18 protein-coding genes and 2 tRNA genes are annotated in these 20,905 nt (G+C 60.8%); 17 read left to right on the top strand and 3 right to left on the bottom strand.

Annotation, left to right across the window (positions count from 1 at the left end; genetic code table 11):
- Position 1 precedes the first annotated feature (1 nt).
- From ACUM6F_RS07075 to ACUM6F_RS07060, 4 genes are all read left to right on the top strand, one after another.
- Positions 2 to 76 (top strand) — tRNA-Asn (locus tag ACUM6F_RS07075).
- Positions 77 to 481: 405 nt separating this feature from the next.
- Positions 482 to 556, top strand: a tRNA-Asn gene (locus ACUM6F_RS07070).
- A gap of 462 nt (positions 557 to 1,018) precedes the next feature.
- On the top strand, positions 1,019 to 2,776 hold the full coding sequence (locus tag ACUM6F_RS07065; protein WP_445348798.1) for an S-layer homology domain-containing protein: 1,758 nt from the start codon (positions 1,019 to 1,021) through the stop codon (positions 2,774 to 2,776).
- 78 nt (positions 2,777 to 2,854) lie between these two features.
- A complete protein-coding gene (locus ACUM6F_RS07060) occupies positions 2,855 to 3,169 on the top strand; it encodes a YbjQ family protein (RefSeq protein ID WP_445348797.1) in 315 nt (104 codons plus the stop codon).
- Between the two features lie 155 nt (positions 3,170 to 3,324).
- On the opposite strand, the gene ACUM6F_RS07055 is transcribed toward ACUM6F_RS07060, so the two are convergent.
- Together ACUM6F_RS07055 and ACUM6F_RS07050 are read right to left on the bottom strand one after the other, a co-directional pair.
- Positions 3,325 to 3,645, bottom strand: a complete 321-nt coding sequence (locus ACUM6F_RS07055; protein WP_425620866.1) for a YbjQ family protein — start codon at positions 3,643 to 3,645, stop codon at positions 3,325 to 3,327.
- The gene (locus ACUM6F_RS07050) at positions 3,642 to 3,845 is read right to left on the bottom strand and encodes a hypothetical protein (protein ID WP_445348796.1); all 204 of its coding nucleotides are present in this window, start codon (positions 3,843 to 3,845) and stop codon (positions 3,642 to 3,644) included. Before ACUM6F_RS07050 ends, ACUM6F_RS07055 begins: the two co-directional genes overlap by 4 nt.
- A gap of 259 nt (positions 3,846 to 4,104) precedes the next feature.
- Here ACUM6F_RS07050 and ACUM6F_RS07045 point away from each other — a divergent pair, with 259 nt between their 5' ends.
- The 13 genes from ACUM6F_RS07045 (at position 4,105) to ACUM6F_RS06985 (ending at position 19,634) form a co-directional block, all read left to right on the top strand.
- The gene (locus ACUM6F_RS07045) at positions 4,105 to 4,566 is read left to right on the top strand and encodes a CtsR family transcriptional regulator (protein ID WP_425620868.1); all 462 of its coding nucleotides are present in this window, start codon (positions 4,105 to 4,107) and stop codon (positions 4,564 to 4,566) included.
- Positions 4,567 to 4,732: 166 nt separating this feature from the next.
- Positions 4,733 to 5,269, top strand: a complete 537-nt coding sequence (locus ACUM6F_RS07040) for a UvrB/UvrC motif-containing protein (RefSeq protein ID WP_445348795.1) — start codon at positions 4,733 to 4,735, stop codon at positions 5,267 to 5,269.
- The gene (locus tag ACUM6F_RS07035; protein ID WP_445348794.1) at positions 5,250 to 6,332 is read left to right on the top strand and encodes a protein arginine kinase; all 1,083 of its coding nucleotides are present in this window, start codon (positions 5,250 to 5,252) and stop codon (positions 6,330 to 6,332) included. The genes ACUM6F_RS07040 and ACUM6F_RS07035 overlap by 20 nt, the downstream gene beginning before the upstream one ends.
- Positions 6,333 to 6,372: 40 nt before the next feature.
- A complete protein-coding gene (locus tag ACUM6F_RS07030) occupies positions 6,373 to 8,838 on the top strand; it encodes an ATP-dependent Clp protease ATP-binding subunit (protein ID WP_445348793.1) in 2,466 nt (821 codons plus the stop codon).
- Between the two features lie 67 nt (positions 8,839 to 8,905).
- On the top strand, positions 8,906 to 10,258 hold the full coding sequence (gene radA, locus ACUM6F_RS07025) for a DNA repair protein RadA (protein ID WP_445348792.1): 1,353 nt from the start codon (positions 8,906 to 8,908) through the stop codon (positions 10,256 to 10,258).
- A gap of 23 nt (positions 10,259 to 10,281) precedes the next feature.
- Positions 10,282 to 11,355, top strand: a complete 1,074-nt coding sequence (gene disA / locus ACUM6F_RS07020) for a DNA integrity scanning diadenylate cyclase DisA (RefSeq protein ID WP_425620872.1) — start codon at positions 10,282 to 10,284, stop codon at positions 11,353 to 11,355.
- 92 nt (positions 11,356 to 11,447) lie between these two features.
- Entirely contained in the window at positions 11,448 to 11,930 is a 483-nt protein-coding gene (locus ACUM6F_RS07015) for a CarD family transcriptional regulator (protein ID WP_425620873.1), read from the top strand.
- 106 nt (positions 11,931 to 12,036) lie between these two features.
- Positions 12,037 to 13,155 (top strand): PIN/TRAM domain-containing protein, encoded by a 1,119-nt coding sequence (locus ACUM6F_RS07010; RefSeq protein ID WP_445348791.1) that lies wholly within the window; start codon positions 12,037 to 12,039, stop codon positions 13,153 to 13,155.
- Positions 13,148 to 14,329, top strand: coding sequence for a 2-C-methyl-D-erythritol 4-phosphate cytidylyltransferase (ispD, locus tag ACUM6F_RS07005; RefSeq protein WP_445348790.1), 1,182 nt, complete (start codon positions 13,148 to 13,150; stop codon positions 14,327 to 14,329). Before ACUM6F_RS07010 ends, ispD begins: the two co-directional genes overlap by 8 nt.
- Positions 14,330 to 14,437: 108 nt before the next feature.
- Positions 14,438 to 15,094 (top strand): serine O-acetyltransferase, encoded by a 657-nt coding sequence (cysE, locus tag ACUM6F_RS07000; protein ID WP_425620876.1) that lies wholly within the window; start codon positions 14,438 to 14,440, stop codon positions 15,092 to 15,094.
- A gap of 55 nt (positions 15,095 to 15,149) precedes the next feature.
- Positions 15,150 to 16,757 (top strand): cysteine--tRNA ligase, encoded by a 1,608-nt coding sequence (gene cysS / locus ACUM6F_RS06995; protein ID WP_445348789.1) that lies wholly within the window; start codon positions 15,150 to 15,152, stop codon positions 16,755 to 16,757.
- Between the two features lie 1,145 nt (positions 16,758 to 17,902).
- Positions 17,903 to 18,664, top strand: coding sequence for an FAD-dependent thymidylate synthase (gene thyX, locus ACUM6F_RS06990; protein ID WP_445348788.1), 762 nt, complete (start codon positions 17,903 to 17,905; stop codon positions 18,662 to 18,664).
- 49 nt (positions 18,665 to 18,713) lie between these two features.
- Entirely contained in the window at positions 18,714 to 19,634 is a 921-nt protein-coding gene (locus tag ACUM6F_RS06985; protein WP_445348787.1) for a DMT family transporter, read from the top strand.
- 288 nt (positions 19,635 to 19,922) lie between these two features.
- Here the strand turns inward: ACUM6F_RS06985 and trpA are convergent, their stop codons facing one another.
- Positions 19,923 to 20,720 (bottom strand): tryptophan synthase subunit alpha, encoded by a 798-nt coding sequence (gene trpA / locus ACUM6F_RS06980; RefSeq protein WP_445348786.1) that lies wholly within the window; start codon positions 20,718 to 20,720, stop codon positions 19,923 to 19,925.
- Between the last annotated feature and the right edge of the window lie 185 nt (positions 20,721 to 20,905).

Raw genomic sequence — 20,905 nt, 5'->3', positions numbered from 1 at the left:
TTCCGCGATAGCTCAACGGTAGAGCATCCGGCTGTTAACCGGAGGGTTGTAGGTTCGAATCCTACTCGCGGAGCCAAAGTATAAACAAAGACCGCCTCAGATGGCGGTCTTTGTTTATGCATTGGCGCTGGGCTCTATTCCAGGTCTCGGCGCTCAGTGCCCAGCGCTCAATGCCACGCTTTTGGCAGCCTAACTGTGTTCGGCCAGCCACGCCTTTTCAAGCATCCACTTGCCTGCCAGCCAGAGGCGGCTTTCCGGCAAGACGATAAACCGCGGGTTACGCTTAAAAAAGTCGAACGATAGAGGCCATTGTTCTCACCTCGGTGTTTAGGATGCTCCGAAGAAAAAAGTTTGCCGCGTTTTTGGTTACGCTAGAGGATGTTCGGGGAACATGGTTATACGGCCGGAAGTCTTGCGGGGGTCACGGGCCTTTGCTATAATAGCTTTTAAAGCAAAAACAGAACACGCCTAAAATTTTCGTTCCGCGATAGCTCAACGGTAGAGCATCCGGCTGTTAACCGGAGGGTTGCAGGTTCGAATCCTGCTCGCGGAGCCAATTCTTTTTGCGGCCGCTGCCTCGCGCAGCGGTCTTTGTCGTCTTTCGGGCCTATCCGATAGGGGGCTGTTGAAAAACTTCGCCTGGCTTTGTCAGGCTCGCGGCAGTGTTCACGTACCAACAAGGATGTCAGATGCCGGAAGTCCGAGGTCGGACTCGATGCGATTACGAGTGATCGCTTCCCGGTCAGACTTCTGACCTCTGGTTTCAGACCTCTTTTTCAGTACGCTCCGCGCTGGCCGCCTTCGCCTTCCGCGCCATGCTTGTTTTTGAACAGCCCTCGGTTTTTCAAGAGGCCCATAGCGGATAAGGGTTTGAGTGTCACATTGCGGGCTCCGGCAGGCTTAATATTATGGAAAACAAAGAAAATGTTGCTAGCGGTTTTGTACCGGGTTTGGTAGCATGAGGGAGAAGATTGTATTGCGAATAAAGCCCGACAGACATCACAGGGGAGGAGACGAGATGGCAGGTCGCAAAAGAATCTGGATGGCTTTAACTGTAATGGTCCTTGCCCTGTCTTGCCTGGCGGCGGGACAGGCCCGGGCGGAAGAACTCGCCACTTTCCAGGACGTCCGGGGCCATTGGGCTGAAGAGACCATTATGCAGGTGCGCGCGCTGGATTTGATGAACGGTTACCCCGGCAACGTATTCAAGCCCAAAGACAACGTCACGCGCCGCGAGGCCCTGGTCGTCATCATCCGGGCCCTGGGCCTGGAAAATGAAGCATCCCGAATCGATACCAGCAAGATTGTTTTTCCTCCGGATATCAAGTGGGGTCAGGGGTACATCGCCCTGGCCGCGCAAAAGCAGCTCTTTTCCGGCCAGATTTCCCAGATCAAGTTCAACGAGCCCGCCACCCGGCTGGAGATCGCCCTGTGGCTGGCGAAGGCTTTGAACCTGCAGACTGACGATACCCCCCTGGTCTTCACCGATACCGCCAACATCCCGGCGGCCTACCAGCGGATGCTGGCGGCGGTTTACAGGGAGGGCATCATGTCTGGGACTTCGGCCACCCTTTTCGAACCCCAGAGGCCGGTTACGCGGGCCGAGGTCGCTTCCCTCCTGGGGAAGATGCTGGGCACGGCGCATATCAACCCTTATCCCGGCAGGTTCATTACCGGCCAGCTGGTTGCGGTGGACTGGCAGGGCGGGAAGATCACGCTTCGCACTTCTTCGGGCGCTTTCACCTACCCCCTGAAGCAGGACCACATTGTTTACAGAGGCGGGCAGAAGGTAACACTGTCGTCAATGAGCCTGGAGCAGAACGTAAAGCTCATCCTTAATGGCAGCGGGCAGGTAATCTTTGTCGGGAAGTCTACTGGCCAGACCCCGGCCGCTCAAACTTCGGAATATGACGGCAAGATACTGGCCGTTGTCTCCGCTTCCAACCAGTTGTTTTTCCAGACCAGCACCGGCGGCATGCTGACGCTGAACATTAGCCCATCTGTGAGCGTTACCAGAAACGGGGTATCCCTGCGGCTCAGTGATGTAACCGTGGGTGCGGAAGCACGGATTCGGGTGACGGGTAACCAGGTCCAGGCTGTGGAGCTAAAAGCAGAAGCCCTTGAGGGGGCAGTGATCTACATCCGGACATCGGGAACGAAACGGATTATGATCGAGAAAAGCAACGGGCAGGAAGAAACCTATTACCTGGCGGATAGCGTGACCGTCAAGGAAGGAAGTGCTACTCGGAGCCTGGGCTACATCGAAGAAGGCATGCAGGTAAAGCTGACCCTGAACAGCGACGACAAGGTTACCCGGATTGAAATCACGGCTCCCGCGGGCATTCAGGGGACAGTGACCTACATCCGGACCTCGGGAACGAAGCGGATCATGATCGAGAAAAGCAACGGGGATGAAGAGACTTACTACCTCGCAGAGACAGTAACAGTAAAGGAAGGAAGTGCTACTCGGAGCCTGGGCTACATCGAAGAAGGCATGCTGGTAGAGCTGACCTTGAACAGCGACGATAAGGTTACCCGGATTGAAATCTCGGGTAGGGCGTACGTTTCCGGTGATGTCACCTACATCCGGACCTCGGGAACGAAGCGGATCATGATCGAGAAAAGCAACGGTGATGAAGAGACTTACTACCTGGCAGAGACAGTAACAGTAAAAGAAGGAAGTGCTACTCGGAGCCTGGGCCACATCGAAGTTGGCATGACAGTAAAGCTGACCCTTAATACCGACGAGCAGGTCAGCCGGATCGATATTCTCTAGACTAGGGAGGGGAATGCCGCGGCCGGGTGACCGATGTAAGAAGAATTGATTAGGTTGTTGACGGAAAGGGTGTAAGCAATGATTCTAACCACGACGCATGAGATCCAGGGAAGAACGATTCGTGAATACCTTGGGATCGTCAGTGGAGAGGCCATTATGGGAGCGAATATCATCCGTGACTTGATGGCCTCAATCACGGACGTCATCGGCGGGCGATCCGGAGCATATGAGCAGAAACTTAAGCAGGCTCGTGAACTGGCTCTGGCCGAAATGCGCGAGGATGCGCAACGCCTGGGCGGTGACGCCGTTGTGGGTATCGACGTGGACTACGAGGTACTCCGTGAGGGGATGCTGATGGTTACGGCCTCAGGGACGGCCGTGAAGCTGGAATAACCGTAGGCTGTCGCAGCTCACCAACCGTAGCGGGACTGCTGAACGGAAATCTCGGCAAGCGGGCTTTTTTGTAACATACAGTCATATCCTGTCGAGAACGCGAAGGGGCAGTAATACTGCCCCTTGGTGGTATTGGGTGTCTAACATCGAGCAGCCTACGGCTGCTCCACGACCACGGCCGTGCCGTAGGCCAGGATCTCGGCCGCCATCGACATCACCTGGGCGGTGGCGAAGCGGACGTCGACGACGGCGTTGGCTCCGAGTTTCTCGGCTTGGCTGATCATTCTCTTGACTGCCTCCTGGCGGGCGTCGGCCATGAGTTCGGTGTATTCCTTGATTTCCCCGCCGACGACATTGCGCAGCCCGGCGACAATGTCCTTGCCGATGTGCCTGCTCCTGATGATGCTGCCGGTAACTACACCAAGTGTTTTGACTACTTTCTTACCCGCAATGGTGCTTGAGGTGGCCACGATCATCCTTTGTCACCTTCCTTCGCGCGTTCTATCCATAGAGCGAGGAGCAGCGCCGCCAGGCCTAGAAGCAGGGCGGCGACTCCCACCCTCACAGCCAGGGGCACGCCGGCCCCGCCGCCGATGAATATGCATAAACCGTAGAGGGCATAACCCGCAAAGATCAGGGTGCCGACAGCGATCAGGAAATATGCCAGGGTTCTCATCAGCGTTCCTCCTCCGGCCGGCGACTCCTACGACTCGCGACCATTATTATGAGCAATATTATAACACTGGAAGCGGGAGCCGCGCCAAAACGTACAAGGGATGACTGAGGCGCCCTGCTTTGACTATTTTTGACTAAAAAGTGGGTGACAGCGGCTAAAATAAGGGCAAAAGGGAATTGCTTTTTGCGACCGGATTCGGTATGGTATTAACCAGATAGTCAACAAAAGTCAAAGTCAGGATCGAGGGGGGGGTACCGCCATGCCGACGCTGGCTGAATACATCGCCCAGTATATCTACCGGCTGTTAGAGCAGAGCGAACGCGACTACGTCGATGTCCGGCGCAGCGACCTTGCCTTGAAGTTCAACTGCGCTCCGTCCCAGGTGACCTACGTGCTGTCGACCAGATTCGGACCGCATTCGGGCTTTGTTGTCGAAAGCCGGCGGGGCGGCGGTGGATACGTGCGGATCATCAAGCTGCCCGTAGAGGACGAGTTTGTCCGGCGGCTTTACCATGTTGTCGGCGACGCCATCGGACACCGCGAGGCCCTGCAAATCATCGGGCGGCTTAGCGAGGAATCGCTTATCACCGGGCGAGAGGCTGGGATGATGGCGGCGATTGTGGGGGACGGCCTGTCCAAGGTCGAACTTCCGGGCAGGAACACCCTGCGGGCGCAGTTGATGCGCGCCATGCTGGCGGCTTTGCTCCGGGGAATGGAATAGCACTCGGTGTTCGGCGCTCAGCTATCGGCACTTAGATTCCGGGATAGTCCTTATACGAATGCCGAATGCTGAACGCTGAATGCCATTCGGTCTCTGTATCGAATATTGCTACCTGATCTTGTCACTTAAAGCCTAACGCTAGATGCTATCGAGAGGATGTAGAATTATGCTTTGCGAGAAGTGCAAACAGCGGCCGGCCACCTTCCACTATACCGAGATCGTCAACAACAACAAGAAGGAAATGCATCTCTGCGAGGTTTGCGCCCAGGAGGAGCAGGTCGGCCATATCCATTTTCATTTTAATCCCTCGCTGAACCTGAGCAGCTTCCTGGCCGGGATGATCGGGCCGGGGCCGCAGTCCGGGAATAAGGTCATGCCGCACGAGGCAAGGTGTCCCAGGTGCGGCCTGACGGCCGGGGAACTCGGCCAGACAGGGCTGTTCGGCTGCAGCGGGTGCTACCGCGAGTTTGAGCCCCAGCTCGGCACCCTGTTGCGGAGAGTCCACGGAGCGCTGCGCCATACCGGCAAGGTCCCCGGGCGGGGACAGAAGAAGTCGAGGGTGCTGCGTGATATCGAGCAGCTCAAGGCCGAGCTGCAGGACGCCATCGCCAGGGAGGAGTACGAAAAAGCGGCGGTGTTCAGGGACCGGATCAGGGAACTCGAGGCCGGCCTGGACCGGGGAGGTGGAGACGGTGGGGCTTAAGGAAACCGTCAGCAATCCCTACAGCGCGTGGATGCGGGACGGGGCCTCGGACGGGGACGTGGTCGTCTCCAGCCGCATCCGCCTGGCGCGGGCGCTGGCCGATTACCCCTTCCCCCACCGCTTGACGCCGGAAGCGGCCGAGGAGATCGTCCACGCCGTCGAACTGGCGGTCAAGGACAGGCGGTTGGCGGAAGCCGTCGGAGGATTGGAGCTGTCCAGGGCGGCGGAATTGTCGTCTCTGGAAAGGCAGATACTAGTCGAGAAACACCTGGCCAGCCCGGCTTTTTTCCAGGGCCCGGCGGAAGGCCGGGCGATAGGGCTTTCGGACGACGAGTCCGTGAGCATCATGGTCAATGAAGAAGACCACCTGCGCATCCAGGTGCTGGCGCCGGGCCTGCAACTGGAACAGGCCCTGGAGAAGGCGAACGTCGTCGACGACGCCCTGGAGCGGACTTTGGACTATGCCTACTCGGAGTCGATCGGCTACCTGACGGCCTGCCCGACCAACGTCGGCACCGGGCTGCGGGCCTCGCTGATGCTCCATCTTCCGGGGCTGGCCATCACGGGGCAGGTCAGGCAGGTACTGGCGACCATCGGCAAGCTGGGGCTCACCGTACGTGGGCTCTACGGCGAAGGCACCGAGGCCGCCGGGAACCTTTTCCAAATTTCGAACCAGATCACCCTGGGGCGGGCCGAGGAGGAGATCGTCCAGAACCTGGTTGCGGTGTGCCGGCAGATCATCGACCAGGAGCGGGCGGCCCGCAGGCTCCTGCACCAAGAACGGCCGGAGATCGTCGAGGACAGGGTGTGGCGCGCTTACGGCATCCTGCGCTACGCCCGCCTGCTCAACTCCCGGGAGGCGATCCAGTACCTTTCGGACGTCCGCCTGGGCATCGACCTCGGGATCATCAAGGATGTATCGCCGAGCATGGCCTGGACGCTGATGGTGCTGACGAGGCCCGCTTTCATCCTGAAGTACGGGGGGGAGCTTTCCCCCCACCAGCGGGATGTTCTGAGGGCCGGACTCGTGCGCGAAACGCTGGCCAAGAAGAAGAAAAAATAAAGGAAATGCATTGTTATGATGCGGGGAGGTACGCAAAAAAATGTTCGGAAGGTTTACTAAACGGGCCCAGAAAGTGATCCTGCTGGCCCAGGAAGAGGCGCGGAGGTTCAATTACCCTTACGTGGGCACCGAGCACTTGCTGCTGGGCCTGATCCGCGAGGGTGAGGGCGTCGGAGCGAGGATTCTGCTCGAACTCGGACTGGACGCCGACAAGGTCAGGGCCGCCATCGAGCAGACCGTGGAGACCGGGCAGCCGCCGGCGCCTCTGCGCGAGGTCGCCTTGACGCCGCGGGCGAAGCGGGTGCTGGAGCTGTCGGTCGACGAGGCCAGGCAGCTCGGCCACAACTACGTCGGCACCGAGCACTTGCTCCTGGGCCTGATCCGCGAAGGGGAGGGCGTCGCGGCCCAGATCCTGACCGGCATGGGAGCCGACTTGGACAGGGTGCGGCAGAGGATCGTCCAGATCATGGGGGGCGGCGCCGCCCCTACCGGTTGCGCCGCCTGCGGGGTTAGCGGCGAGCCGGCCAAGAAGGATACCAAGACCCCGAACCTGGACCAGTATGCCCGCGACCTGACGGCCATGGCTAGGGAAGAAAAACTGGACCCGGTCATCGGGCGGGAGAAAGAAATCGAGCGCGTGATCCAGATCTTGAGCCGGCGCACCAAGAACAACCCGGTGCTCATCGGCGACCCCGGCGTGGGCAAGACGGCCATCGCCGAAGGGCTGGCGCAGCGCATCAGTAAGGGCATGGTACCCGAAGTGCTCTTGAACAAACGCGTCGTCGCCCTCGACCTCGCGTCGATGGTGGCCGGCACCAAGTACCGGGGCGAGTTCGAGGAACGGATCAAGAAGGTTATCGACGAGATTAAGGCGGCGGGGAACGTCATCCTGTTTATCGACGAGCTGCACACCCTGATCGGCGCGGGCGCGGCCGAGGGGGCCATCGACGCGGCCAACATCCTCAAGCCCGCCTTGGCCAGGGGCGAGCTGCAGACCATTGGGGCAACGACCCTGGACGAGTACCGCAAGCACGTTGAGCGCGACCCGGCGCTGGAGCGCCGCTTCCAGCCGATCATGGTCGACGAGCCGACGGTGGAGGAGACAATCGCGATCCTGAAGGGGCTGCGTGACAAGTACGAGGCCCACCACCGCGTGCACATCACCGACGAGGCCATCGAAGCCGCGGCGAGGCTGTCGGACCGTTACATCACCGACCGCTTCCTCCCGGACAAGGCCATCGACCTCGTCGACGAGGCCGGCTCGCGCGTGCGCCTGCAGGCCTTCACCGCCCCGCCCGACCTCAAGGAGCTGGAAGCCAGGCTCGAAGACATCCGCAAGGAGAAGGAAGCGGCCATCGCCGGGCAGGAGTTCGAGAAGGCGGCCATGCTGCGCGACCAGGAGCAGCAGTTGAAGAACCGGCTGGAGGAATCGAGGGAAGCCTGGCGCCAGCGGAAGGGCGGGGACGAACTCGTCGTCGGCGAGCAGGACATCGCCCACATCGTCTCCACCTGGACCGGGATCCCGGTGTCGAAGCTGGCCGAGGAGGAATCCGAGCGCCTTTTGAAGATGGAGGAAATCCTGCACCAGCGCGTGGTCGGCCAGGACGAGGCCGTGGCGGCGGTCTCCCGGGCGATCCGCAGGGCGCGGGCGGGGCTCAAGGACCCGAAGCGGCCCGTCGGATCGTTCATCTTCCTCGGCCCCACGGGCGTGGGCAAGACCGAGCTGGCCCGGGCGCTGGCCGAGGCCCTGTTCAACGACGAGGAGGCCCTGGTACGCATCGACATGTCGGAGTATATGGAGCGGCACGCCGTTTCCCGCCTGGTCGGCGCGCCTCCGGGTTACGTCGGCTACGACGAGGGCGGCCAGTTGACCGAGGCCGTCCGCAGGCGCCCCTACACCGTGGTGCTCCTGGACGAGATCGAGAAGGCCCACCCCGAGGTCTTCAACATCCTGCTGCAGGTGCTGGAGGACGGCCGTCTTACCGACGCCAAGGGGCGTACGGTGGACTTCCGCAACACCGTCATCATTATGACCTCGAACGTGGGCGCCCAGCTGATCCGGAATGAACGCACGCTCGGCTTCGCCAGGCCCGAGGACGAGGCAAACGACTACGAGAAGATGAAGGAGCGCGTCATCAGCGAGCTACACCGCACGTTCCGACCGGAGTTCCTGAACCGGATCGACGAGATTATCGTCTTCCACGCCCTGACCACCGAGCACATCAGGGCCATCGTGGACCTGATGCTGAAGGACGTCGCTCAACGGATGAAGGAAAACGAGGTCGAGGTCGCGTTCAGCGACAGCCTCAAGGACCTTCTGGCCAAGGAAGGCTTTGACGAGAAATTCGGGGCCCGTCCCCTGCGCCGGGCGATCCAGCGCCTGGTCGAGGACCGGCTGTCGGAGGAACTGCTGAAGCACACCTTCGCCCGCGGCGATAAGGTGCAACTCGACGCGGAAGACGGCGAGGTACAGGTTCAGAAAACGGGTGTAGGACTTAGGACGTAAGACGTAGGAAATAGTCTTATGTCCTACGTCCAGTCTTGTTCGACTTCACTGGCAGTGATATAATATTATGGTATACTATGGAAAGGTAGTACCAGAGTTGCCGATGCGCTGCCGGGAGTGCGGATATTATTCGCCACGCTGGCTTGGCAGGTGTCCGGGCTGCGGGGCGTGGCAGTCGTTTTGCGAGGAAGAGGGGGGCAGGAAAAAGGCGGTTCGCGCCGGCGAGCCGCCTCGCCCCCTTTCTGCTGTTTCTGTGGACGAACAGACCCGCCTGTCGACCGGGATCGCCGAGATGGACCGGGTCCTGGGGGGCGGCATCGTCCCGGGGTCGGTCGTCCTGATCGGCGGCGACCCCGGCATCGGCAAGTCCACCCTTCTTTTGCAGTGCGCCTTCCGCGTTGCGGAGCAGGGAGGCAAGGCGCTCTACGTCGCGGGTGAAGAGTCCGCCCTGCAGGTCCGCCTGCGGGCCGAGCGGCTGCAAACGGTGCACGAGAACGTGCTCTTGGCCTGCGAGACCGACGTCGAGCGGATCGTCTCCCACATCAGGGAGAGCGGGGCCCGGGCGGTCATCGTCGACTCCATCCAGACCACTTTTCTCCCCGACCTGGCGGCCGTCCCCGGGAGCCTGGGGCAGGTCCGGGAGTGTACCTTGCGGCTGGCCAAAGCGGCCAAGGAAACCGGCGTCCCGGTGTTCCTGGTCGGTCACGTGACCAAGGAGGGGCTCCTGGCCGGGCCCCGCGTGCTCGAACACATCGTCGACACCGTGATCTACCTGGAGGGGGAGCGGCACCAGTCCCTGCGCGTGCTGCGCAGTGTCAAGAACCGCTTCGGGTCGACCAACGAGATCGGTGTATTCGAAATGAGGGCGGAGGGGCTGGCGGAGGTCAAAAACCCCTCGCGTCTGTTCCTGCGGCCCCAGGACGACGGGGTGCCCGGTTCGGCGGTGGTGTCCTGCATCGAGGGCACCCGTTCCCTGCTGGTGGAGATCCAGGCGCTGGTCAGCCCCAGCGGCTACGGGACGCCGCGCCGGATGACCGTCGGCGTGGACTACAACCGCGTCGTGCTGATGGCCGCCGTCCTGGAGAAGCGGGTGGGGCTGTCTCTGTCGAACCAGGACATCTACGTAAACGCCGTGGGCGGGGTGAAACTGTCGGAGCCGGCCGTGGACCTGGGCATCGCCCTGGCCCTGGCCTCCAGTTTCCGCGAGCGCCCGGTGGCCCCCCGCACCGTGGTCGTCGGGGAGGTCGGACTGACCGGGGAGGTCCGCCCGGTAGGCGCGCTGGAAAAGAGGCTGAACGAGGCGCGCAAACTGGGCTTCAACCGGGCCATCGTCCCGGACGGCGGCCTGGCGTCGGATAATTCCCGGCTGGAGCTTTGCAAGGTCCGGACGGTAAGCGAAGCGCTTGATCAAGGGCTTTAGGGGTTAGAGTTGGAGGGAGACTGTTGGTAAGGGACGAGAGAGAGGAACAGCTGTTGAAAGTCCTGCGCGTCGTCGCGCCGGGCATGCCCCTGCGCGAGGGCCTGGAACACATCCTGCGCTCGGAGAGCGGGGCGCTGATCGTCATCGGCGACCGCCCCGAGGTCCTGGAGATCGCCGAAGGGGGTTTCCGGGTCAACGCCGACTTTTCGCCGGCCAAGCTCTACGAGCTGGCGAAGATGGATGGGGCCATCATCCTGGACAGCGAGGCGAAAAGGATTATCGCCGCGAACACCCAGCTGGTGCCGGACCTGGGTATCCCTTCGAGCGAGACGGGCATCCGCCACCGGACGGCCGAGCGCGTCGCGCGGCAGACCGACGCCGTCGTGATCTCGATCTCCCAGCGCCGGGGCGTGATCACCGTCTACAAGGGCGCGCTGAAATACGTCCTGCGCGACCTGGAGGTCATCTTCACCAAGGCCAACCAGGCCCTGCAGACCCTGGAAAAGTACAAGAGCGTCCTGGACCGTATCCTGGTCAACTTAAGCATCATGGAGTTCGAGGGCACCGTGACCCTCTACGAGGTCTGCAAGGTCATCCAGCGCGTCGAGATGACCCTCAAGGTCGTCAGCGAGATCAACAAGTACATCGTCGAGCTGGGCGTGGAAGGGCGCCTGATCACCATGCAGCTCGAGGAACTGATCGCCAACGTGGACATTGAGGGCTTAAGCGTCATTCAGGACTACGCCGTCGCGCCCGACAGGACGCCGCGGCAGGTCCTGAACATGATCGAGACTTGGCCCAACGAGGACCTCCTCGACCTGCCGCTGATCTCGCGGGCCCTGGGATATCCCGGGGGGAGCGCCATCTTGGAACAGAACGTTTCCCCCCGCGGCTACCGCATCCTCTCCAAGGTCCCGCGCCTGCCGGCGCCCGTCATCGAGAACCTGGTGGCTACTTTCGGCAACCTCAACCGCATCCTGAACGCCTCTCTGGAAGAGCTCGACGAGGTCGAGGGGATCGGGGAGACCCGCGCCCGCTCGATAAAGGAAGGTTTAAGCCGTTACTGGAACCAACTATTACAAGAAAGATATAGATAGCGGCCGCTAATTGTACGTACAAGGCCGTTTTTTGACAGGAATAGCTAGGATGTGTTATACTTAGTGCGAGAGGGGTTTCGGGAGGTGGCGTATTGTTTAAGATTGGTGACAAAGTTGTGTACCCGATGCACGGCGCTGGTATCATCGAAGCCATCGAAGAAAAGGAAATCCTGGGAGAAAGGCATCAGTACTACGTACTGAGGCTGCCCATAGGTAACATGAAGGTCATGGTCCCCACTTCGGGGGGCGAGGGCAAGGGAGTGGGCCTTCGCCAGGTCATCGGCAGAGAGGAAGTGCGCAAAGTCTTCTGCCTGCTCAAAGAGGACTCAAGCCAGATGCCGGGCAACTGGAACCGGCGTTACCGAGCCAACCTCGAGAAGATCAAGAGCGGGGACGTCTACGAAGTGGCCGAGGTTGTGAGAAACCTGGCACGCCGCGAACGCGAAAAGGGTCTGTCCTCGGGCGAAAAACGGATGCTCGAAAGCGCGCGGCAGATCCTGATCAGCGAACTGGTGCTGGCGGCCGAGGTAGAGGAAGAAAAAGCCAGGTCAATGTTGGACGAAGCGTTTGAGTAAGAAATGGCGAGAAGAATCGCCATTTTTTTTATTGAGCACGTATGCCTGTCCCGTTATAATATTTAACAAAATGATAAAAATGAGGAATGAAAGGAGGTGACCAAAAATGCGCAAGGTGGCTTTTCTTTTTTTAACGGCCGTTTTCACGGCGTCCGGTTTTTATCTCGGTCACTACTTATTCGTGAACAATCTTTTGAACCTGAACCTTGAAACGAACACCGGCTACGGGTTGGCCGCTTTAACGGCGCTGTTCGGGCTGGTCCTGGGCATCCTGCTTACCCCCCGCCTCATCAACTGGACTGTCTTCCTGACGACGCGCGTGGTGGAATACCTGCAAAAAATGCCCGTCCAGGACCTCCTCATCGGTGCTCTCGGACTTATACTCGGTCTTTTAATCGCCAACCTGCTGGGTTCCATTCTTAATTTCCTGGGTGTCGTCGGGAAGGCCGCCGGGGTACTGCTTACCGTTTTCCTCGGCTACGTCGGTTTGATCGTGGCCATCAGGAAGCGGGAGGAACTGACCGGCGTCTTCACCAGCCTGCCGTGGTTCGGCAAGGAGAAACCGAGCAAGGGCGAGGCCAAGCTCCTGGACACCTCGGCGATTATCGACGGCCGCATCGCCGACCTCTGCACGAGCGGTTTTCTGGAGGGGACCCTGGTGATCCCGTCTTTCGTTTTGGAGGAACTGCAGCACATTGCCGATTCCAACGACCTCCTGAAGCGCAACCGCGGGCGCCGGGGGCTGGACATCCTGAACATGGTGCGGCGCAAATCCGACATCCGCGTGCAGATCTACGAAAACGTCAAGGGCCTGGAGGACACCCCGGAGGTGGACGCCAAGCTGGTCAAGCTGGCCAAGCGCCTGGGCGCCAAGATCATCACCAACGACTTCAACCTGAACAAGGTGGCCGAGCTGCATGGCGTTAAGGTCCTGAACATCAATGAACTGGCCAACGCCTTGAAGCCCGTGGTCCTGCCCGGCGAGGAGATGACCGTGCAGATCATCAAGGACGGAAAGGAACCGGGCCAGGGTGTGGGTTACCTCGACGACGGGACGATGATCGTCGTCGATTCGGGCAAGCGCTTCATCGGCCAGACGATCACCGTGATCGTCACCAGCGTTCTACAAACGACGGCGGGCAGGATGATCTTCGCCAAGCCCAAAACCTTTCGGCGGGAAGAATACGTAAACGGCAAGTTCAACGAGGTGAACGTCGTTGGCTGAAGTCGGCGCCGTGATTGTTGCGGCCGGCCGGAGCAGTCGGATGGGGGGTCCGACCCCCAAGCAGTACCGGCTCCTGGCCGGCCGCCCGGTTTTAGCGCACACTTTGCGCGTCTTTGAGGACGCGCCGGAAATATCCTTCGTGGTGCTGGTGGTCCCGCCCGGCGACGAGGCGCGGGTCCGGCGGATGATCGTGGAAGGTTACGGCTTCCGGAAATGCCTCTCGGTCGTCCCCGGCGGGGCCGAACGCCAGGAGTCGGTCCGGGCGGGACTGAGCGCCCTTCCCCCGTGCGACGTGGTGCTGATCCACGACGGGGTGCGGCCGTTTGTCCCCGGGGAGCGGCTGGCCGGCCTGATCGAGGCTGCGCTGGCCGCCGGGGCGGCCACGCTGGCCGTTCCCCCCAAGGACACCGTCAAGATGGCCCGGATGCCGGGCCTGAGCCGGACCACCCTCCCCCGGGACAGGCTCTGGCTGGTGCAGACCCCCCAGGCCTTTCGCCTGGAGGTGATTATTAACGCCCACAAGGAGGCGGCGCAAAAGGGCTTCGTGGGCACCGACGACACTGCGCTGGTGGAGATGAGCGGCGGAGAGGTGGCCCTGGTCCCCGGCGACTATACCAACATCAAGCTCACGACGCCCGAGGATTTCGTCTTTGCGGAGGCGATGATGGGGAGGATGACGGGGATGCGCAGCGGTTTCGGTTACGACGTTCACCGGCTGGCCGAGGGCAGGAAGCTGGTCCTCGGGGGCGTCGAAGTCCCGTACGAGAAGGGCCTCCTGGGGCACTCGGACGCCGACGTGCTGGCCCACGCCGTGATGGACGCCCTGCTCGGCGCGGCCGCCCTGGGGGACATCGGCCGGCACTTCCCCGACAGCGATCCTGCTTACCAGGGGATTTCCAGCCTGGAACTCCTGAAGCGGGTCGTCGGCCTACTGGAAAGAGCGGGCTTTGCCGTCGTCAACGTCGACGCCACGGTGGTGGCCCAGGCCCCGCGGTTGGCCCCCTTCATCCCCCTGATGCGTGAAAATATGGCCCGCGTCCTGGGGGTCGACGTCGCCGTTGTCAGCGTCAAGGCCACGACCACCGAAGGGCTCGGTTTCACGGGCGGCGGGGAGGGCATGGCGGCTTATGCTGTAGCCGGCATAAGCCGCCAGATGCAGCAGCATTGGCGTTGAGTGCTGAGCGCTGAGCACTGGGACTTCTTAAAATATGATATAATTAGCTTCGGTCAAAGGTTGGCAGTCCTAATGCCCGAAGCTCAGTGCCATTCAGGGGGTGATAGGATGTTCAGGCGTATCCGCCGCGATATCCAGGCGGTTTTCGAGCGCGACCCCGCGGCCAAGAACCTGCTGGAGGTCCTGCTCTGTTATCCCGGCCTCCATGCCGTCATCCTGCACCGCTTCGCCCATTTCTTTTACCGGATGAGGCTTTACACCCTGGCCCGGCTGATTTCCCATTTTTCGCGCTTCGTCACCGGGATCGAAATCCACCCGGGGGCGAAGATCGGCGAGGGTTTCTTCATCGACCACGGCCTGGGGGTGGTCATCGGCGAGACCGCCGAGATCGGCAATAACGTGACCATTTACCAGGGCGTGACCCTGGGCGGGACGGGCAAAGAGAAAGGCAAGCGCCACCCGACCATCGGGGACAACGTGGTGATCAGCGCCGGCGCCAAGATCCTGGGCTCCTTTGAGGTGGGGGAGAACTCCAAGATCGGGGCCGGTTCGGTCGTCCTGAAGCCCGTGCCCCCCAACTGCACGGTGGTCGGCGTTCCCGGGCGGATCGTCAAACGCGACGGCCAGCGGGTCGACAGTGACCGGTCCGTCGACCTCCGCCACGACCAGATCCCCGACCCGGTCGCGGACGCCATGAACCTGTTGCAGGAACGGATTAAAGTTCTTGAGGAACGGCTTCAGCGTCTTGAGGCTGTTAATAAGTAGATATAGGCATCAATGCAGGCACACCTTCCAGCTTTCCTAAGTGGAGGTAAATGTTGTGCAATTCTATAACACGCTTACGAAGAGACAAGAAACATTCGTGCCGATGGAGCCGGGCCGGGTAAGGATGTACGTCTGCGGGCCGACGACCTACAACTTCATCCACCTGGGCAACGCCCGACCCCTGGTCGTCTTCGATACCATCCGGCGCTACCTGATTTACAAAGGCTTCGACGTGACCTACGTCCAGAACTTCACCGATATTGACGACAAGATCATCAAGCGGGCCAACGAAGAAGGTGCGGACCCCATCGCGATGGCTGCACGATACGTCGACGAGTACTTTACCGACGCCGACGCGCTGAACGTCCGGCGGGCCGACGTTCACCCGAAGGTGTCCGAACACCTGGACGACATTATCGCCCTTGTCCGGAAACTCATCGACAACGGCCTTGCTTACCAGGTCGACGGCGACGTCTACTACGCCGTCCGCAACTTTCCGGACTACGGAAAACTCTCCGGGCGCGACGTCGAGGACATGCTCTCCGGGGCCAGGGTCGAGGTCGACCCGCGCAAGCGCGACCCGCTGGACTTCGCCCTGTGGAAGGCCGCCAAGCCCGGTGAGCCGGCGTGGCCAAGCCCCTGGGGTATGGGGCGGCCCGGCTGGCACATCGAGTGCTCGGCCATGGCCATGAAGTACCTCGGGGAAACGCTGGACATCCACGGGGGCGGGGCCGACCTGATCTTTCCCCACCACGAGAACGAGATCGCCCAGTCGGAGGGGGCCACGGGCCGGCCCTTCGCCCGCTACTGGATTCACAACGGCTTCATCACCATCAGGGAGGAAAAGATGTCCAAATCGCTGGGCAACATCTCCCTGGTGCGCGACCTGGTACGGGCCTTCCCGCCCGGCGCCCTGCGCCTGTTCCTGCTGTCGACCCATTACCGCAGCCCGCTCGACTTCGACCCCGAGAAGATGGAAGCCAGCACAAAAGGCCTGGCGCGGCTCAAAAACAGCATCGTCCTGCTCGACGAGGCGCTCGCCGGCCGGGCCGCGGACGAGGGGAACGAGCGGGCCGCCGAGTTGAAGGAAAAGCTCGGCGAATTGAGGGAACGCTTCGAGAGGGCGATGGACGACGACTTCAACACCGCCCTGGCCGTGGCCGCGGTTTTCGACCTGGCCGGCGAGGTCAACGCCTACCTGCACAACGAGCAAGCACCCGAACGGGAGGCGCTCGCACGGGCGCGGGCGCTCTTCGACGACTTCAACAGCGTCCTGGGTATTTTCCGGGAGGAAGAGGGCCGCATCGTCCTGGACGAGGAGAGCCTCGGCGGCGACCTGGCCTCAGGGCTGCTCGACTTTTTGCTCAGCCTGCGGCAGGAGGCCCGGCAGGGCAAGGACTTCGCCACGGCCGACCGCATCCGCGACGGGTTGAAGGCGGCCGGGTTCGTTATCGAGGACACTCCTCGGGGGGCGCGCTGGAAGAAGGCCGACGGTCAGTCCGGCGACGCGGCTCCCGCTCTGCTGGACCTGATCATCGGGCTGCGCCGGGAAGCACGCAGGGCCAAAAACTTCACCCTGGCCGACCGCATCCGCGACGGCTTGAAGGAAATGGGCGTGGTTCTTGAGGATACCCCTGACGGAGTCAGATGGAAGCGGGCATAGCCGTTTCTACTTAGCACTGGGTTTGATACGGGAAGAATAATCCAAAATGAAAGAGGGTGGCGCGTTGGCGCCACTCTCTATACCGCCAATGAAGGTAGGCTCTCACCTTATAGGTTACATTCACTGGAGATGCTTACAACGTACCAGTTGCCGCTTGCCAGTTGTTCACCTCCCTTAAGAGAAGTCCTCTCTGCTATTCCTGGAAAAGGTAATAAACCGATTGGTCCTTCATGATGCGCCGAAAACGAATAGTCAAGATCAGTGAGACTGCCTTTATAGGATACAAAGAGCAAAGAGGTATTACCCGGACTTTGCCATGGAGTGTAATCAACAGCCTGCCCTACAGCCCTCACCGCTTCTTCCTTACTTTTAAAGACGGGACCGAGACCGGGCCAATCTTCCCCGGGAGCTCTTACCCGTTCCCCGTTCGCTGTCTTTTTTGAGGGCTTAAAAATGGCCGGTTGTACGACCCATTCGGTTTTGACCACAACAGCGTTAGCGCCCGCTGCGTTTTCTCTGCGCCTCCGCTCTTCAGTGAGCAAATCGTGAATCTCTAGAGGTGCACTGAGCAGGGTTTAGCCAGCCGCTTACAGTGAGTCTAAGCGTGAAGGGGATAACTCCGTACTTTAGCTCAGACGGCAAGGACAAAAGCTATGAGGCTAAGGGGATCGAGCTTCAAAACCCCTCGATGTGAAGGTCAATGCTACGGTTTGGGCAGAAGGCAGCAATTATCTTAATGATATAATTTCGTATCAAGTACTCAATAACTTAAGATGGAAAAGCAAAGAGAATATCGACAATTATTGACATTCGAGCTACCAGGTTGGAGTTAGTAGCACTGAATTATAAGCAAATGCTTAGCCAGACCCTCGAAATCCATTAAGATATAGGCACCGGGCACTGGGATACTTGAAGAAATTCGGCCGATGGCCGAATTCTTTTTTCTTGGGGAGGGTCAGGCTTTACGATCCGATCCTTGCCGATGGGTTTTGTATAGTAAGTCCGACAAGTCCAGCTCCTCTTGTAACGTAGGTTAAAGGAATAAATCTACGAGTTTGCGAATATAATATCTATTTTGCGGCTGCTTTCAGCCGCGGTATCTGTTTTGTGGGTGCAAACGGCGGAGGAAAGGGGATTCTGATCGCGTGGGTACTGTACAGCTTTCGGTTAAACTTCTGGCCCACACGCCGCAGCCGGAGGAACTGGCGGCCCTGGCCGGCCGGCGGTGCTACTCGGGGTTGAGCAACGACGAGCTCATCGGTTTTTCGGCGGAACGCGAGCCGGCGGAGTTCATCAACAAGCTGGTCGGCATGGGACACGTCACGCCCATCGAACATGCCGCCTTCACCTTCGCCGTCGAGGGCGTCTCCCGCAGCCTGCTGGCCCAAATCACCAGGCACCGGATCGCCTCCTTCTCGGTGCAGTCCCAGCGCTACGTCGCTGAAACGGCCGCCCGAAGCGAGAACGGGGTCTTCGACTACGTCGTCCCTCCGCGGATCGCGGAGCTGGGACCGGACAAGGCGGCCGAGTTTGCCGGCCAGATGCGGCGGATTCAGGAGTGGTACGACTACTGGGTCCGGGAACTGGGGGGCGGGAAGGACGCCCTGGAGGACGCCCGCTTCGTCCTGCCCAACGCCGCCGAGACCAAGTTCGTCGTAACGATGAACGCCCGCGAGCTCCTGCATTTCTTCACCCTGCGCTGCTGCGAGCGCGCCCAGTGGGAGATACGGGCCCTGGCCGATGAGATGCTCAGGCTGGTGAGGGCGGTGGCCCCGACCTTCTTCGGCCAGGCCGGCCCGGCCTGCCTGCGCGGGCCTTGCCCCGAAGGAGAGAAGAATTGCGGGCGCATGAAGGAAGTGCGGCAGAAGTATCGTTCACTGTGTCAGCCGCAAGCAGCACCGAAGTAAGCACAGAGCCGGCCCAACGCCTTTCTAAAGCGTTACGGGAGATGAATGAATGACTTTCGGATTATTGCTGATCGTTCTCGCCAGCGTCCTTTTTGGTACTACCGGAACGTCAGCCACTTTTTTGCATAGTTTATACGGCCTTGATCCCCTGACGGTGGGCGTATGGCGGCTCTTCTTCGGTGCCCCGTTTTTGCTCCTGGCTTCCTGGAGCATCACGAAAAGCACGGGCCTTTCCGCCTTGAACAAGAGCCACGTCCTCGCTGTCTTGCTCTTTGGCGCGGCTCTTGCCGGCTACCAACTGTCGTTCTTCCAGGCCGTAATCCGTACGCAGATCGCCACAGCCACCCTACTGGCCATTTGCACCGCCCCGCTGATGGTCGCTTTCCTGGCCCGGATCTTTCTGAAGGAGCGCCTGTCAGGACGTGTACTGGTTGCGCTGGCTCTGGCCCTTCCGGGGACGGCGTTGATCATCGGCCTGCATGGCATCGACGCTGTGTTGAGTCCCGCTTATCTTTCCGGCAACCTTCTCGCCCTCGCCGCCGCGCTATCTTACGCCACGTGTGTCGTGGCCGGAAAAGACCTGGTGGGGCGCCTGCATCCCATACAGGCCGTAACCCTGGCTTTTACCGTGGCAGCCTTGCTGATGCTGCCCTTGGCCGGCATCCCCCGGAACCTACCGCTTGCAGGCTGGCTGATCCTTGTCTACCTCGGCTTGTTTCCCACGGCTGTCGCCTATGTCCTGTTCGGGCTGGGCCTTAAGAAGGTTACAGCCACGGCTTCTTCGGTCGCCACCCTGGTCGAGCCGCTGGTCGCGACTCTTCTGGCCGTGGGCCTGATGGGCGAGCGCCTTACGGCGGCGGGTTGGGGCGGGGCAATCCTGCTCCTTGCCGCCCTTGTCGTCCTGTCCGTTCCGGAAAGGACGCCGACAGCTCCCGAAACAGTTGAAAGCCTTCAGGACAAGCCCTTTTAATGTTAAGGGCGCAGCCAGTTTCCCGTGGGAGACTGCTGAAAAACCGCGCCTGGCAAAAAGGATGTCGGATGCCAGAAGTCAGAAATCTGACCTGATGAAATCCGCAGAGCGATTGCTAAGGATTATAGACTTGCAATCGCGAAGCGATCGCTTCCCGTAACCGACCTCTGACCTCTTGCCTCGGACCTCTTTTTGAGCGGTCTTAAGGCTAACTTCCGAAGCATAGCTGTACCCTACCCTAAGGATACCTATGCCAAAACCAGTATATTGGCTTTTTGCAGCACTCTCCTAGGCATGACCCCGCCGCAAAGCCGTCTTCAGCTCCCGCGTAAAACCGGCCACGCGCTCCGTCATGTCCGGGCCGCCCCTGGCGACTTCCCGCACGATGGCCGTACCCACCACGACCCCGTCGGCCAAAGCGCCGACTTCCGCGGCCCGGGCCGGCGTGGTTACGCCGAAGCCGACGGCGACGGGCAGGGTCGAGACCTCCCGGGCGCGGGCGACCAGTCTCCGGACCTCCTCCGGCTGCTGCTCTGCCCCGGTGACCCCGGTGAGGGCGACGCAGTAAAGAAAGCCCCGGGCCGACCGGGCGATGCGCCGCAGGCGGGCGGCGGTCGAGGTCGGGGCGGCCAGGGGGATGAGGGCCAGTCCCGCGCGGTCGGCCGCGGCCAGGAGCGGCCCGGCTTCCTCGACGGGCAGGTCGGGGACGATCAGCCCGTCGGCCCCGGCGGCCGCCGCCTCCCGGGCGAAGCCGTCCAGGCCGAACCGGTAGACGGGGTTGTAGTAACTCATCAGGACCAGCGGCACCTCGACGTCTTGCCGCAGGGAACGGACGGTTTCCAGGATGCCGCGCAGGGTTGTGCCGCCGGCCAAAGCCCGCTGGGAGGCCTGCTGGATCACGGGGCCGTCGGCCACCGGTTCGGAGAAGGGGACCCCGAGCTCGATAATATCCGCCCCCGCCGTGGCCATGGCCCGCACCAGGGCGGTGGTAGTTCCTAGATCAGGATCCCCCGCCGTAATGAAAGTAACAAGGGCCTTTTCACTCCGGTTCTTTAACTCGGTGAATTTTGCTTCAATGCGGTTCATGTTCCCACCTCCTGGGTAGGGGTCAAACCTTTAGTTTTCTTAGATTTGCGTTAAGTCATGGGCCTGACCCTTTCTTACTTCACTAGGCGTTCCAACTTCTAACAGCTACCCTGAAAAACGGCCCTTGCTATTCGGGTCTGGGTTTATCCCCGCAAGCGACTTTGCTGAAAGCTTCGGGCACCGTT

It is taken from the genome of Desulforudis sp. DRI-14 (genome assembly GCF_052618305.1).
Note: the sequence above shows the minus strand (reverse complement) of the source record. Positions and strands in the feature narration are given on the sequence as shown.

What these genes read in the sequence shown, in the direction of transcription:
- ACUM6F_RS06985 (WP_445348787.1), top strand. Translation starts at nt 18,714, where the DNA reads ATGACTTTCGGATTATTGCTGATCGTTCTCGCCAGCGTCCTTTTTGGT.
- ACUM6F_RS07065 (WP_445348798.1), top strand. Translation starts at nt 1,019, where the DNA reads ATGGCAGGTCGCAAAAGAATCTGGATGGCTTTAACTGTAATGGTCCTT.
- trpA (WP_445348786.1), bottom strand. Translation starts at nt 20,720, where the DNA reads ATGAACCGCATTGAAGCAAAATTCACCGAGTTAAAGAACCGGAGTGAA.
- ACUM6F_RS07040 (WP_445348795.1), top strand. Translation starts at nt 4,733, where the DNA reads ATGCTTTGCGAGAAGTGCAAACAGCGGCCGGCCACCTTCCACTATACC.
- ACUM6F_RS07055 (WP_425620866.1), bottom strand. Translation starts at nt 3,645, where the DNA reads ATGATCGTGGCCACCTCAAGCACCATTGCGGGTAAGAAAGTAGTCAAA.
- ACUM6F_RS07010 (WP_445348791.1), top strand. Translation starts at nt 12,037, where the DNA reads ATGCGCAAGGTGGCTTTTCTTTTTTTAACGGCCGTTTTCACGGCGTCC.
- radA (WP_445348792.1), top strand. Translation starts at nt 8,906, where the DNA reads ATGGTATACTATGGAAAGGTAGTACCAGAGTTGCCGATGCGCTGCCGG.
- cysE (WP_425620876.1), top strand. Translation starts at nt 14,438, where the DNA reads ATGTTCAGGCGTATCCGCCGCGATATCCAGGCGGTTTTCGAGCGCGAC.
- ACUM6F_RS07045 (WP_425620868.1), top strand. Translation starts at nt 4,105, where the DNA reads ATGCCGACGCTGGCTGAATACATCGCCCAGTATATCTACCGGCTGTTA.
- ACUM6F_RS07060 (WP_445348797.1), top strand. Translation starts at nt 2,855, where the DNA reads ATGATTCTAACCACGACGCATGAGATCCAGGGAAGAACGATTCGTGAA.
- ACUM6F_RS07050 (WP_445348796.1), bottom strand. Translation starts at nt 3,845, where the DNA reads ATGAGAACCCTGGCATATTTCCTGATCGCTGTCGGCACCCTGATCTTT.
- ACUM6F_RS07030 (WP_445348793.1), top strand. Translation starts at nt 6,373, where the DNA reads ATGTTCGGAAGGTTTACTAAACGGGCCCAGAAAGTGATCCTGCTGGCC.